Origin of the sequence: Thermosynechococcus sp. M98_K2018_005, from assembly GCF_015295825.1 — a bacterium.
Taxonomy (GTDB): domain Bacteria; phylum Cyanobacteriota; class Cyanobacteriia; order Thermosynechococcales; family Thermosynechococcaceae; genus Thermosynechococcus.
The window spans coordinates 41,042-51,171 of record NZ_DVEH01000077.1 but is presented as its reverse complement, the minus strand read 5'-3'; the positions used below and the strand labels follow the sequence as shown (position 1 = coordinate 51,171).

At 54.1% G+C, this 10,130-nt stretch carries 14 protein-coding genes, 1 tRNA gene and 1 riboswitch; of the genes, 12 read left to right on the top strand and 3 right to left on the bottom strand.

Going from position 1 to position 10,130, the window contains the following annotated elements; all coding sequences use genetic code 11:
• Positions 1–76 precede the first annotated feature (76 nt).
• The 4 genes from IGQ15_RS10430 (at position 77) to murQ (ending at position 3,150) form a co-directional block, all read left to right on the top strand.
• The gene (locus IGQ15_RS10430) at positions 77–382 is read left to right on the top strand and encodes a DUF1877 family protein (protein ID WP_297051521.1); all 306 of its coding nucleotides are present in this window, start codon (positions 77–79) and stop codon (positions 380–382) included.
• A gap of 192 nt (positions 383–574) precedes the next feature.
• Complete coding sequence (pdhA, locus tag IGQ15_RS10425; RefSeq protein ID WP_297051519.1) at positions 575–1,603, top strand: pyruvate dehydrogenase (acetyl-transferring) E1 component subunit alpha; 1,029 nt, start codon at positions 575–577, stop codon at positions 1,601–1,603.
• A gap of 54 nt (positions 1,604–1,657) precedes the next feature.
• The gene (locus tag IGQ15_RS10420; RefSeq protein ID WP_297051518.1) at positions 1,658–2,227 is read left to right on the top strand and encodes a glyoxalase-like domain protein; all 570 of its coding nucleotides are present in this window, start codon (positions 1,658–1,660) and stop codon (positions 2,225–2,227) included.
• Positions 2,224–3,150, top strand: a complete 927-nt coding sequence (murQ, locus tag IGQ15_RS10415; RefSeq protein WP_297051516.1) for an N-acetylmuramic acid 6-phosphate etherase — start codon at positions 2,224–2,226, stop codon at positions 3,148–3,150. Before IGQ15_RS10420 ends, murQ begins: the two co-directional genes overlap by 4 nt.
• On the opposite strand, the gene IGQ15_RS10410 is transcribed toward murQ, so the two are convergent.
• Positions 3,147–3,431 (bottom strand): hypothetical protein, encoded by a 285-nt coding sequence (locus IGQ15_RS10410; protein ID WP_297051515.1) that lies wholly within the window; start codon positions 3,429–3,431, stop codon positions 3,147–3,149. The genes murQ and IGQ15_RS10410 overlap by 4 nt on opposite strands.
• 150 nt (positions 3,432–3,581) lie before the next feature.
• Positions 3,582–3,666, bottom strand: a tRNA-Ser gene (locus IGQ15_RS10405).
• A 36-nt stretch (positions 3,667–3,702) separates the two neighbouring features.
• Here IGQ15_RS10405 and IGQ15_RS10400 point away from each other — a divergent pair.
• Together IGQ15_RS10400 and cbiE are read left to right on the top strand one after the other, a co-directional pair.
• Complete coding sequence (locus IGQ15_RS10400) at positions 3,703–4,317, top strand: cobalt-precorrin-8X methylmutase (protein WP_297051513.1); 615 nt, start codon at positions 3,703–3,705, stop codon at positions 4,315–4,317.
• A complete protein-coding gene (cbiE, locus tag IGQ15_RS10395; protein WP_297051511.1) occupies positions 4,314–5,561 on the top strand; it encodes a precorrin-6y C5,15-methyltransferase (decarboxylating) subunit CbiE in 1,248 nt (415 codons plus the stop codon). The genes IGQ15_RS10400 and cbiE overlap by 4 nt, the downstream gene beginning before the upstream one ends.
• Here cbiE and IGQ15_RS10390 read toward each other — a convergent pair.
• Positions 5,552–6,082, bottom strand: a complete 531-nt coding sequence (locus tag IGQ15_RS10390; RefSeq protein ID WP_297051509.1) for a pentapeptide repeat-containing protein — start codon at positions 6,080–6,082, stop codon at positions 5,552–5,554. The genes cbiE and IGQ15_RS10390 overlap by 10 nt on opposite strands.
• A gap of 122 nt (positions 6,083–6,204) precedes the next feature.
• On the opposite strand from IGQ15_RS10390, the gene IGQ15_RS10385 reads away from it, so the two are divergent.
• The 6 genes from IGQ15_RS10385 to IGQ15_RS10360 all read left to right on the top strand — a co-directional run bounded on the left by IGQ15_RS10385 (position 6,205) and on the right by IGQ15_RS10360 (position 10,125).
• Positions 6,205–7,737: a SagB/ThcOx family dehydrogenase gene (locus tag IGQ15_RS10385; protein ID WP_297051508.1), complete on the top strand. Its 1,533-nt coding sequence runs from the start codon at positions 6,205–6,207 to the stop codon at positions 7,735–7,737.
• Entirely contained in the window at positions 7,734–8,180 is a 447-nt protein-coding gene (locus IGQ15_RS10380; protein ID WP_297051506.1) for an Rrf2 family transcriptional regulator, read from the top strand. The genes IGQ15_RS10385 and IGQ15_RS10380 overlap by 4 nt, the downstream gene beginning before the upstream one ends.
• A 42-nt stretch (positions 8,181–8,222) precedes the next feature.
• The gene (locus IGQ15_RS10375; RefSeq protein WP_297051504.1) at positions 8,223–8,627 is read left to right on the top strand and encodes an FHA domain-containing protein; all 405 of its coding nucleotides are present in this window, start codon (positions 8,223–8,225) and stop codon (positions 8,625–8,627) included.
• 118 nt (positions 8,628–8,745) lie between these two features.
• Positions 8,746–9,081: a 50S ribosomal protein L21 gene (gene rplU / locus IGQ15_RS10370; RefSeq protein WP_297051502.1), complete on the top strand. Its 336-nt coding sequence runs from the start codon at positions 8,746–8,748 to the stop codon at positions 9,079–9,081.
• 1 nt (position 9,082) lies between these two features.
• On the top strand, positions 9,083–9,346 hold the full coding sequence (gene rpmA, locus IGQ15_RS10365) for a 50S ribosomal protein L27 (RefSeq protein WP_297051500.1): 264 nt from the start codon (positions 9,083–9,085) through the stop codon (positions 9,344–9,346).
• Between the two features lie 183 nt (positions 9,347–9,529).
• A riboswitch (Glutamine riboswitch) is annotated at positions 9,530–9,642 on the top strand.
• 39 nt (positions 9,643–9,681) lie between these two features.
• Complete coding sequence (locus IGQ15_RS10360) at positions 9,682–10,125, top strand: DUF4278 domain-containing protein (protein ID WP_297051498.1); 444 nt, start codon at positions 9,682–9,684, stop codon at positions 10,123–10,125.
• Positions 10,126–10,130: the final 5 nt, after the last annotated feature.

Sequence of the window (10,130 nt, the reverse complement as noted above, 5' to 3'; positions counted from 1 at the left end):
ATAAGCACTTCGTGCGGAGTTTAAGGGGGAACTTCAAGCAGTTCACACTGAGTTAAAGGGAGACTGACCCAGTTGCATCCTAGAAACTGCATGGCACGGTCTGCATTGGTTATTCACCGGCACTGCCGATGGGGGTGACGAGCCTTGGTGCTATCTCCTCAAAGGAGGAACAGAAATGACCACTGAAGACAGGGTGGACAGTGTGCCCCGTTTCCTTGATCGCCATCAGGTGAATGCTTGGCATCAAGCCTTGCAATCGATCACTGAAACGACCCTGGCACAACGTTTTGACCCAGAGGCAATGGCTGCCGCCCACCTCTATCCCTCCTCTCTTTGGAGCCGCAGCAATCAAGAGCCTTGGCAACTTCTTTGGCGATCCTAATTGCGATCTACGGGACTTTTTCGCAAACCAGCAAGGGGCAGGGGTACTCATTTACTTTGATTAGCAGAGGCTGGCATCCCCTTGTTGGCCCTATATTTAAGAAAAGGGCTGTAATTTGAGTACAATAGGGTGATGCCAACGGCGGCTTGCCCTGTTGGTACGGCGTTTACCCTAGGTTGATCACTGCCTGCTATGGTTCAAGAGCGTAGTCTGCCCTCTTTGTCCATTCCCCAAACCACGATTACTCGTGAGCAGGGGTTAATGCTTTATGAAGATATGGTACTGGGGCGCATCTTTGAAGATAAGTGTGCCGAAATGTACTACCGAGGGCGGATGTTTGGCTTTGTCCACCTCTACACCGGTCAAGAGGCTGTCTCTACAGGTGTGATCAAGGCGATGCGTCCTGATGATTACGTGTGCAGTACCTATCGCGATCACGTTCATGCCCTGAGTGCCGGTGTTCCTGCCCGTGAAGTGATGGCCGAACTCTTTGGCAAGGCGACGGGGTGTAGTAAAGGCCGGGGCGGCTCAATGCACCTCTTTTCCGCTAAGCATCATCTCTTGGGGGGCTTTGCCTTTGTGGCTGAGGGGATTCCAGTGGCAACGGGGGCAGCATTTCAGACGATGTACCGCCGTCAGGTGATGGGTGATGCTAAAGCCGATCAGGTCACCGCTTGCTTCTTTGGTGATGGTGCCAGCAATAATGGCCAGTTCTTTGAGTGCTTGAATATGGCGGCACTCTGGAAATTACCCATTCTTTTTGTGGTGGAAAATAACAAGTGGGCGATCGGCATGGCTCATGAGCGTGCTAGTTCCGAGACGGAAATCTACAAGAAAGCCAAGGTCTTTGGCATGGTGGGTGAAGAAGTGGATGGCATGGATGTGCTGGCGGTACGTACAGTTGCTGAGGCGGCGATCGCTCGGGCCCGTGCCGGTGAGGGCCCTACCCTGATTGAAGCTTTGACCTACCGTTTCCGGGGCCACTCCCTTGCCGATCCCGATGAACTGCGCTCCAAAGAAGAGAAAGAATTTTGGCTGAAGCGCGATCCCATCAAAAAGCTGGGGGCCTACCTCGTGGAGCAAGAACTGGCCACTAACGAAGACCTGCGTGCCATTGAGCAAAAAGTACAGGCGATTGTGGATGATGCTGTCGCCTTTGCCGAGGAAAGTCCTGAACCTAAGCCCGAAGAACTCTACGACTACATCTTCGCCGAAGAATAACTGAGGATTCAGTCTGTTGACTAGAATAAAAGGAGCTTTCCCTAGAATATTGGCATGTTGTTGACTCCTCCTTTGTTTGCTTGGCTGGATGGCCTTTGGGATGGAGTATTTTCCACCCAAGGAATCATGATCATGCTGCTGATGGGCTACGCAGGGGCGATGTGGCTCTTTTTGTCCAGTGCTCCCAAGGTCTATACGATCATGGTTTCGGATCTAGAACACGCGCGGCAGTTCTACGAGCAGGAGTTGCATTTGCCGATCGCCGATGTGCCGTTGCACTACTACTACAACTATGAGCAAACCCTTGGCGTGGCTTCGATGGATCCCCTCTATGTGCCTTCGGCCTTGAGCTACAGCAGCCCCAAGCGCCCCAGCCCCAGTGATGGTCTGTGGTACCAACTCAAGAAAAATACCCAACTGCACGTGATTAGCGGTGCCAGCAAGGGGGAACGCAACCGTCAGCGCCATGTCTGCTTTGACCGTGAGTGCTTGGACCTCCTGTTGCTGCGGATTCAACGGCGGCAGTTGCGCTACAAAGTGCGGAGCGATCGCCCCCTCAATTTCCTTGTCAAGGACTACGCCGGCACCGTGATTGAAATGGCAGAAATTTCGGCGCGGCCATGACAAATCTCCAAGAACTCCCTAGTCGTGGCCATCTCTTGACAGAGCAGATCAATCCCGCCAGCCAGACTCTGGATCAGCTTACTCCCTTGGAACTGGTTGATCTCTTTAATCAGGAAGATGCCCAGACGCTGCGGGCGATCGCCCAAGCCCGCGAGGCCTTAGCCCAAACCATTACCGCCACAGCAGCCCGCCTCCGCCAAGGGGGACGGCTCTTTTATGTTGGTGCCGGCACCAGTGGTCGCTTGGGGGTTTTGGATGCTGCGGAATGTCCACCCACGTTTTGTACGCCGCCCCATTTGGTTCAAGGCATTCTCGCTGGCGGTGACGCAGCCCTTGTGCGCAGTTCCGAAGGCCTTGAGGATCGCTACGAAGATGGCGCCGCCGTGGTGCGCGATCGCCAGATCACTGCTCAAGATGTGGTGATTGGTATTACCGCTGGCGGAACTACTCCCTACGTTCATGGGGCACTGGATGCGGCTCAAACAGTAGGGGCACTTACGGTGTTTATGGCCTGCGTTCCTTCGGATCAGGTACAGCGGGCTGCCGACATTGACATTCGCCTACTAGTAGGGCCTGAACTCCTTGCTGGATCCACCCGTTTGAAGGCCGGTACGGCAACAAAAATGGCACTGAATATCATTTCCACGGGAGTAATGGTGCAGTTGGGCAAAGTCTATGGCAACCGCATGGTGGATGTGGCGGTCACCAATCGTAAGCTCTTGGATCGTGCCCTGCGGATTCTCACGGATCTCACGGAGATTGATCGTGCAGCAGCAGCAGATCTCCTCGAACGCAGTAACTACCAAGTGAAACGTGCCCTGCTCATGCACTGGACAGGGCTGGATGCCCTTGCCGCTCAAGCCCTACTGGATCAACACAATGGCCAACTGCACGCGGCCAAAAGTGCTGCCCTGAGTCCCTAGATGCCCACTTTGAAGCTGAGACCGCGATTATTGCGGGGTTCCTCAAACTGCCTATAGACTCTTGGTTCTGGGCGGGCAGGCACAGGCGAAATCTCTAGGCTGTTTTCAATCTCTGCTATATTACTTGCAGGTTGGGCGACATTGGGGTTTGCCGCAGGATCGAGTGCCGATCGCAAGTCGGGACTCACTTGAATCCTGCCAATGGCAGCAGAATTAGCAAAGGCAGGTACAGCAGTCAGCGTGCTGGCAACTAGCATCAAAGGGATTGAGGAGAAACGCATAGTAAAGAATCCTCACGGGGGTTAGAAATTAAGGACCAAAGAACCCCTAACTGCGTTGGGAGTATTCTTTATGTTCTCTATTTTAGGGCAGCCGCCTCTCCCTTGGTTGCGGCAAGGGGTACCCCCTGTAGTGGCAAGATAACAATAGGACGGAGAGAGAGGGATTCGAACCCTCGGTGAGTTGCCCCACACAGCATTTCCAGTGCTGCGCCTTCGACCACTCGGCCATCTCTCCAAGTTTAGGCAGTTCTACTATCCTACCAGAAGTCCTGTGTCTCTGCTGCATCCAATTGCCCAAGCCAGTTTTGCCATCATTGATCGCGAGATCGGCACTCATGATTTTGATGCCCCAAGCTATGCAATTTTACGGCGGATTATCCATAGCACAGCAGATTTTGAGTTTAAGAACCTCCTCGAGATTTCGCCGGGGGCGATCGCCCACATCATACAAGCCCTGCGCGCAGGTGTGCCGATTATTACCGATGTGGCAATGGTCAGTGTCGGCATTCAAACGATGGTCAGCCGTACCTTCCAGAATCCGATCATTACCGCCCTCGACGATGGCAGCCACACCGCTCCCGGTCAAACCCGCAGTGAAGCAGGGATGATCCGCGCTTGGCAACAGTGGCCCTATGGTTTGTTTGTGGTTGGGAATGCGCCAACGGCACTCCTTGCCCTGTGCGATCGCCTGCAACAAACCCGTGTGTCGCCGGCGGGTGTCATTGGTGTCCCCGTTGGCTTCGTCAATGTGGTGGAGTCAAAAGCAACCCTTGCCCAACTGCCCGTGCCTCAAATTCGCGTTGCCGGTCGCAAGGGGGGATCGCCTGTGGCGGCAGCGATTGTGAATGCCCTGCTGGAGTTGGCCTATAGTGAGGAGCCAGTGTGACCCCGATTCATGTGGTGGGCATTGGCCTAGAGGGGCTGGCAGGGTTGGGGGAAACAGTTCAGGGCATGATTCGCACAGCGACGCTCTTGGTGGGGAGCGATCGCCATCTTCAGTTGATTCCCCAAGGAGACGTCCCCCGCTTGTCTCTACGAGACTTGAATGCCACTCTCAAGGCGATTCAAACCCACTTGGCAACAACCCCCGACCCCCAAGTGGTGATCCTCACCAGTGGTGATCCTCTGTTTTACGGGCTGGGACGCTGGCTCCTTGAAGTTTTTACTCCCGATCAGTTGACGTTTCATCCCCACCTCAGTGCGGTGCAGTTGGCCTTTAGTCGGCTCAAGCTCCCTTGGCAGGATGCCGTGATCTACAGTGCCCACGGTCGCGATTTAGCCGGATTGGTCCCCCTGTTGCAGCGGGGGGTGGAGAAAATTGCCATCTATACCGATGGCGAGGCCAATATTGCTGCCATTAGCCGCTTATACCAAGCGTTGCACCTGCCTGTGTCCTATCGGGCATGGGTGTGTCAGGCCTTGGGTAGCGAAGACGAAGCCATTCTGCCGTGGGACTTAGCCCAACCAGTGACGGAACTTCCGCCGGTACATCCCTTGAATTTGGTGGTGCTTCTGCGTCAACCTCAGCACCTGCTCCCTCGGGAACAGCCCGTTTTTGGCTTAGGGGATGATCAATTTTTCACCTTTGGCGATCGCCCCAGCCTGATGACGAAGCGGGAAGTGCGAGTACTGGTCTTGGCGGAACTTGCCCTCACCAGCACTGTCGAAACCGTTTGGGATGTGGGCGCCGGCACCGGCAGTGTCGCTGTGGAAATCGCCCGCCTGGTCCCCCAAGCCACCATCTATGCGATCGAGAAAACGGCTATTGGCTGCCAACTGATTGAGCGCAACCGCAAGGCTTTTGGTTTGACCAACCTCATCCCGATCCCAGGGGCAGCGCCCCAGTGCCTCAGTGGCTTGCCGCAACCGGATCGCGTGTTTATTGGCGGCAGTGGTGCCCAGTTACTGGCCAATCTTGACTATTGTTGGTCGCACTTGAAAGCTGGCGGCCGGGTCGTGCTGGCGATCGCCACTCTTGAACACCAAGGCCAAGTTCTCCACTGGTGTCAGACCCATCAAATTAGCCCACAAGTGCTACAGGTGCAACTCAGCCGCTCCGTTCCCTTGGGTCAGGGCCACCGCCTCCATCCCCTTAATCCAGTCACCCTGATCACCCTGAGTCAGGGGTAAAAATAGCCATCGGGATAAACTGTGGTGCGATCGCACACCGCAGCCGACAGATCAACACCCCTTGCCCGAAAAAAATTACACCGCTGTACCTGTGCTGCCGTTAAATCTGCCTGCTCTAAATTCGCCTGTTGCAGATTGGCCCCTTGGAGATTCGCTTGTCGCAAATTGGCATAGCGCAGATCCGCCCCCTGAAGATTGGCGCCTTGCAGGTTTGCCCGTTCCAAATTGGCCGACCGGAGGTTGGTGCGGACAAGGTTGGCGCATTCAAGATCTGCTGCCGCAAGGTTCGCTTGATACAACTGAGCATCCCCTAATTCACTGTGGCGCAGATTAGCGGCTGTCGCTTGAATTCGATTCAACTGGCAATAGGGCAGATAGGCATTCTCCAGATCACTGTCACTAAAATCGGCATCGCTGAGATTGGTGTCAAAAAGACTCAGACCCGTCAGATCGCTGCCGCGAAAATCCCGTTCCCCCGCTGCGTAGGCTGCCAATAGTTCCTCATTGCTGAATTTGGCCATAATGGTATAGAGAGTGTTGTACTGTGACTAAGTATTTCTACCTAAAACCTTTTTGACTCTATGGGAAATTATTGGCCAAGTTCACATTCTTTAATGCTTTCTTAACTTGGTGAGGCACTACAATGGGTGTTCAACCGCTTTCCTTGGCACAGCATTACCACGAACGCACCAAGTACGCCCCTGAGACCTTAGCCCAACAGGCAGCACCGCTGGATTTTAGTCGCCAGCCCAGTCCCTTCAAAACCTATCCTTTTGGTCCGTCTTTCTCCCTCAAGCCGTTTTTAGAACCTGACCAAAGGGCAGCCCACCCCCACTGGCAGCGCCTCTCACAGTTGTTGTACTGTACCTATGGCATTACTGGGGTGGTTCCCTATCCCGATCAGCCCTTTTATATGCGGGCAGCACCCTCTGCCGGGGGGCTGTATCCAGCGGAAATCTATCTCCTCACTCGCAGCGACACCGCCATTCCCGCTGGCATTTATAACTACCAAGTGAAAGACCATGCCCTTGTGCAGGTATGGCAAAGCTATTCCTGGTCAGCCCTACAGGCTGCTTGTCTTTGGCATCCAGCGCTAGAAAGGACACACATTGCGCTGATCGTGACAGCCGTCTTTTACCGTTCCGCCTGGCGTTATGGCGATCGCGCCTATCGCCGCATTTGCCTCGACATTGGGCACCTTTTAGGGAATGTGGCACTGGCCGCCAATATCAATGACTTTCGCGCCCACTTCATTGGTGGTTTTGTCGATGCCCAAATGAATGAACTGCTTTACCTTGATCCAGAACAGGAGGGGGTGTTGGCCGTGGTTGCCCTTGCCAATTTACTCGAAGTGGGTGAAAACTTGTCCACGTTCCCCTCGGTGTTGGCCTCCGCCACCTGCTATGACTATGGGGCGATCGCCAGTGGCGAGCTACTGAAGGCTTACCATCGTGCCAGTGCCCTCACCAATAGTGACATTATCTACAGCATGGCCAAAGTCGAGGAGACCAGTGCCCAAGAGCCGACCGAATCCCCCGCTAGTAAGTACAACTTCCCCTTTGGGCTGCGGGTGAGTCTCAGCAAAACCATCATTCACTGGGAAACCAATCTAGCCGCTCTCCAGCAAACCATTCTCCAGCGGCGCTCGACCCGTCAGTACAGTGGCCAAGGCATTGAGGTGGATCAACTGGCCGCCCTGCTCACCTTTGCCTACCATCCTCAGGACTACCGCGATCAAGGCCTAGACGAAGCCCCTAGTTTCTTTGACCCGACATTGGTGGAAACCTTTATTGCCGTGACGCGGGTCAAGGATCTGGAGGAGGGCTGCTACTACTATGCTGTGGCCGAGCATGAGTTACGCCAGATTCGCTTCAAGAACTTTCAGGAACAGTTGCATTTCCTCTGCCTCCATCAAGACCTCGGTCGCGATGCCGCAGTGGTGATTTTCCATACCGCCAATCTCGAGCGGGCGATCGCTCGCTATGGGGAACGGGCGTATCGCTATCTCCACATGGATGCTGGCCACCTCGGACAGCGGATCAATTTGGCTGCCACCGCTTTGGGGCTAGGGGTCAGTGGCATCGGCGGTTTCTTTGATGATCAGGTCAACGATCTCTTGGGCATTCCTCCGCAAGAAGCGGTTCTGTACATTACCACCGTTGGCAAAGCAGCGTGACCCTCACCACCCGTGGCCACTACAGTATCAAGGCTCTATTGGACTTGAGTTTGTTACCCAACTATGGGCCTGCCTCCGTGCGCGCCATTGCTGAGCGGCAAAAGATTCCTGCCCCCTATCTGGAAAAACTCTTGATTGAATTGCGGCGGGCTGGGTTGGTGCGATCGCTGCGAGGCATCTATGGGGGCTATCAACTCGCCCGTCCCCCGGCCGCTATTTCCCTGCGGGATATCCTTACTGCCGTTGGAGAATCGCCGACCCCCCTGTTTTTGCACCCTCCCCAACCGGAAGATGGCACAGTGGATTGGGTGACCTTGAGTCTCTGGCAACGACTCCACCAAAAACTGCAGGATGCCCTGGCCAGTATCTCCCTTGAGGATCTATACTTTGATGCCCGCAGTTGGCAAGCAGCCCAAGGGGAGGGGGCAACATTTGTCATCTAGGCGATCTAGGCTGAGGGCATCCCAGAGGGGGGGGAGACACCCATGTCGGCACTAACCTACCCCAAAGCGTGGCTGATCATTCGCGAACGTGGTTTGCCGAAACGGGAAGTTATTCTCAGTCCCGATCGCCAGTGGACCATTGGTCGCCAACTTGATTGCAGTATTCTCCTCAAAGATATCTACGTCTCGCGGGTGCATGCCGTCATCAACGCTTTTCTCTTTAAGGGGCAGCCCCTCTATTTCGTTAGTGATTACCACAGCCGCAATGGCACGTTCCTCAATGGCCTGCCGATTCGGCACAGCACCCTCCTCCACCACGAAGATGTCATTACCGTCGGCACTACCCCCATTGTTTTTTACTATCCCGACATGTTTAAAGAAATCTCCCTCCATGAGCGCCCCGAACTGAGCAAATGTTCAACCGGCAGTCTGCCTTGGGTCGGCTAGGGGTTTGACAGCCACAGGGGATAAATTTTATGATGGAAGACTGTTGAGTTTGCACGGAACAGGTTTTCCAAGAGGCACGCATCCCCTCACCTGCACGGCAAGGAGTTTTTGAGTTTCTATGGCATACGCAATTATTGAGACCGGTGGCAAGCAACTGCGCGTTGAAGCCGGGCGCTTTTACGATGTGGAGCGGCTCCCCGTCGAGCCAGAGGGCACAATTGATCTAGAACGGGTGTTGCTGGTGCAAACCGATAGCCACGTCCACGTGGGTCAACCCTACGTTAGTGGTGCGGTTGTCTCTGGTACGGTGATGGAGCATCGTCGCGGCCCCAAGGTGATTGTCTATAAAATGCGTCCGAAAAAGAAAACCCGCAAAAAACAAGGCCATCGCCAAGAACTGACCCGCATCATGATCAACGAGATTCGTCTCAACGGTGAATCCCTAGGAGGTTAACATGGCACACAAGAAAGGAACAGGTAGTACCCGCAACGGTCGTGACTCCAATGCCCAGCGTCTGGGTGTCAAGCGCTTTGGTGGCGAAGTGGTGAAAGCCGGTCATATTCTTGTGCGGCAACGGGGTACGAAGTTTCACCCCGGCGTCAATGTCGGTCGCGGCAGTGACGATACTCTTTTTGCAACGATCGCGGGTGTGGTCACGTTTGAGCGCTATGGCAAAAATCGCAAGCGCGTGAGCGTCTATCCCCTAGCCGAGGGCTAAAACCACTCCTCAATAAACGTTCACAAATTTCACAAATTATGTAATGGGGTCAATCCTTTGGGTTGGCCTTTTTTGTTGTCTCTGCCAATGACATCCCTAGGGGAGTAGTAAGCTGAGTATTGTAAATTTCTATGAATAGCTTGCTTTAAGGTCGAGAAATTGTTAAATTAGATACAGAAACAAATCGTTCATCTCTCGCAGGACATCAGTAAACGCTTTTCAGACCGAGTTTAATTGTCAGCGTTGTACCTTTGCGAGGGACGGAAGTAGGGAAAGAGATCCCGAAGGAACGCGCCTCCATCAGTCCACCTTGTAATAAAAATGGGGCGAAAATTATGACTACTCTTACTTATCGCGGCGTTCAATACAACTACGTTCCTCCAGCGATCAACACCCAAGCAACGGATGTCGTGGCCAAATATCGCGGTAGTACCTATCGTGTGGCTGCTGCGACGAATCCACCGGAAGAATCCTTAAAAGTCATGACCTATCGTGGCGTCAAGTATCAAAAAGGCAAACAACCCGCCGGTGTTCCCGCAGCTCGCTTGGCCGATAATGTGGCTTCTGTGCCCATGACGGCAACAGTTAACGAAATGGCTCGCTTCTTGGCGATGGCACATCATGTGATGATTAAAAGCCGTGAGCAAACCCTCCTCGCGCGGATGGCACAAGCAATCAGCATGCCAGTGACGGCAGCCCACTACTGGAACCAAATCCAAGGGAAAGTGAACCCTGTCTTTGGTGCTACCTACGATCGCTCCCATGTAGCGCTGAGTTAAGGCAG

Coding starts and splice junctions, on each gene's coding strand:
- pdhA (WP_297051519.1), top strand. CDS start 575: ATGGTTCAAGAGCGTAGTCTGCCCTCTTTGTCCATTCCCCAAACCACG.
- IGQ15_RS10420 (WP_297051518.1), top strand. CDS start 1,658: ATGTTGTTGACTCCTCCTTTGTTTGCTTGGCTGGATGGCCTTTGGGAT.
- murQ (WP_297051516.1), top strand. CDS start 2,224: ATGACAAATCTCCAAGAACTCCCTAGTCGTGGCCATCTCTTGACAGAG.
- IGQ15_RS10410 (WP_297051515.1), bottom strand. CDS start 3,431: ATGCGTTTCTCCTCAATCCCTTTGATGCTAGTTGCCAGCACGCTGACT.
- IGQ15_RS10390 (WP_297051509.1), bottom strand. CDS start 6,082: ATGGCCAAATTCAGCAATGAGGAACTATTGGCAGCCTACGCAGCGGGG.
- IGQ15_RS10385 (WP_297051508.1), top strand. CDS start 6,205: ATGGGTGTTCAACCGCTTTCCTTGGCACAGCATTACCACGAACGCACC.
- IGQ15_RS10375 (WP_297051504.1), top strand. CDS start 8,223: ATGTCGGCACTAACCTACCCCAAAGCGTGGCTGATCATTCGCGAACGT.
- rplU (WP_297051502.1), top strand. CDS start 8,746: ATGGCATACGCAATTATTGAGACCGGTGGCAAGCAACTGCGCGTTGAA.
- rpmA (WP_297051500.1), top strand. CDS start 9,083: ATGGCACACAAGAAAGGAACAGGTAGTACCCGCAACGGTCGTGACTCC.
- IGQ15_RS10360 (WP_297051498.1), top strand. CDS start 9,682: ATGACTACTCTTACTTATCGCGGCGTTCAATACAACTACGTTCCTCCA.